We start from the raw sequence: 1,892 nt of genomic DNA on the forward strand, positions 1-1,892 counted from the left end.
GTTGTCGAGGCGCTCGCGAAGGTCAGCCCGATCCCGCTGGACTGCCACCTGATGATCGAGGACCCGGACCGCTGGGCTCCCCTGTACGCCGAGGCCGGCGGCGCGTCCGTGACCTTCCACATCGAGGCCGCGGCGGACCCCAGGGCGCTGGCCCGCGACCTGCGCGCGGCCGGGGCCCGGGCGGGGATGGCCATCAAGCCGAACACGCCGTTCTCGCCCTTCGAGGACCTGCTCCCCGAGCTCGACATGGTCCTCGTCATGACGGTCGAGCCCGGTTTCGGCGGCCAGTCGTTCATGGCCGACCAGATGCCCAAGGTCGCCGAGGTCCGCGAGGCCGTTCGTCGCCACGGTGGCGAGATCTGGGTGCAGGTCGACGGCGGCGTCTCGGCCAGCACGATCGAGCAGTGTGCGGAGGCGGGCGCCGACGTCTTCGTCGCGGGCTCGGCCGTCTACGGCGCCGAGGACGCTGCCGCGGCCGTCGACGAGCTGCGCGCCCTCGCGGAGAAGCACCGGCACTAGCACCGGCGCAGCAGCAGCCCCGGCACCAGCACCAGCACTGGCCGTCGGTGTGCGTGAGGACCGTCACCCGGACACCGCTGCCACGCCCCGGCGCGGCGGTGACATACTGGTGGGCACGTGCTCCGGGGTCGGTGCAACTCCGAACCGGCGGTGACAGTCCGCGACCCGACCGCATCCAGCGGCCGGTTGACCTGGTGGAACTCCAGGACCGACGGTTAAAGTCCGGATGGTAGGCAGCACGATAACAGCGGGACCAGCTCGTGGTCGCGCGGCCGACGGCGTCGGCCGCGCCCAACTGCCCGCGTGAACGACCCCCCGGAGCTCGACGGTGACCGTCTCGAGCGACAGGGCAGGACATGACGACCAGCGAGCACACCGCGGCCGAGGGCGCGCTGATGCGGCGTGCGCTGGATCTCGCGGCGCGGGGGTCCGTCGCCGACCCCAACCCCCGGGTCGGCTGCGTGGTCACCGACGCCCTCGGCGAGGTGGTCGGCGAGGGGTGGCACCACGGTGCCGGCACACCCCACGCCGAGATCGACGCCCTCGCCCAGGCAGGCGAGAGGGCCCGCGGCGGCACCGCCTACGTCAGCCTCGAGCCGTGCAACCACACCGGCCGCACCCAGCCGTGTGCGCCTGCCCTGCACGCCGCGGGGGTGGCCCGCGTCGTGTTCGGCCAGGCCGACCCCAACCCCCGCGCGGCGGGTGGCGCCGACACGCTGCGCGCGCAGGGCGTCGAGGTCTGCGGAGGCGTGCTCGCCGACGAGGCACTCGCGCTGAACCGCACCTGGACCCACCTCGTCAGCACCGGTCGCCCGTGGGTGACGTGGAAGCTCGCGACCTCGCTCGACGGGCGCAGCGCCGCCGCCGACGGGACCAGCCAGTGGATCACCGGCGAGGCGGCCCGCGCCGACGCGCACCGGCTGCGCGCGGAGAGCGGCGCCCTCCTGGTCGGCACCGGCACCGCCCTCATCGACAACCCCCACCTGACGGCGCGGCAGCCCGATGGATCGCTGTTCCCCCGGCAGCCACTCCGCGTCGTCATGGGGGAGCGCGACCTCCCGCCCGACGCCAGGGTCCTCGACGACGCGGCGCCGACGTGGCACCTGCGCACCCGTGACCCCAAGACCGTCCTGGCGGCCCTGGCGGACGCCGAGGTGCACCGCCTCTGGCTGGAGGGCGGGCCCACCCTCGCCGGTGCCTTCCTCGGTGCGGGGCTGGTCGACGAGGTGGTGGCCTACGTGGCTCCCGTCTTCCTGGGCCGTGGCAGGCAGGCGATGACCGACATCGGGATCACCACGATGGCCGACGCCCTGCGCCTGCACCCCAGCGACATCACGGTGCTCGGCGAGGACGTGCGCATCACGGCCGCCCTG

At 74.3% G+C, this 1,892-nt stretch carries 2 protein-coding genes and 1 riboswitch; both genes read left to right on the forward strand.

The features are described from left to right. A partial coding sequence (locus VIB11_RS14955) for a ribulose-phosphate 3-epimerase (RefSeq protein WP_332032150.1) occupies positions 1–519 on the forward strand: 519 nt, incomplete at its 5' end. 114 nt (positions 520–633) lie between these two features. Further along, positions 634–762: riboswitch (FMN riboswitch) on the forward strand. Positions 763–875: 113 nt separating this feature from the next. After that, positions 876–1,892 (forward strand): bifunctional diaminohydroxyphosphoribosylaminopyrimidine deaminase/5-amino-6-(5-phosphoribosylamino)uracil reductase RibD (gene ribD, locus VIB11_RS14960; RefSeq protein ID WP_332032152.1); only part of this gene is annotated, 1,017 nt, incomplete at its 3' end.

The sequence above is a fragment of the Pedococcus sp. genome, from assembly GCF_036554925.1.
In the GTDB taxonomy this organism is placed as follows: Bacteria; Actinomycetota; Actinomycetes; order Actinomycetales; family Dermatophilaceae; genus Pedococcus_A.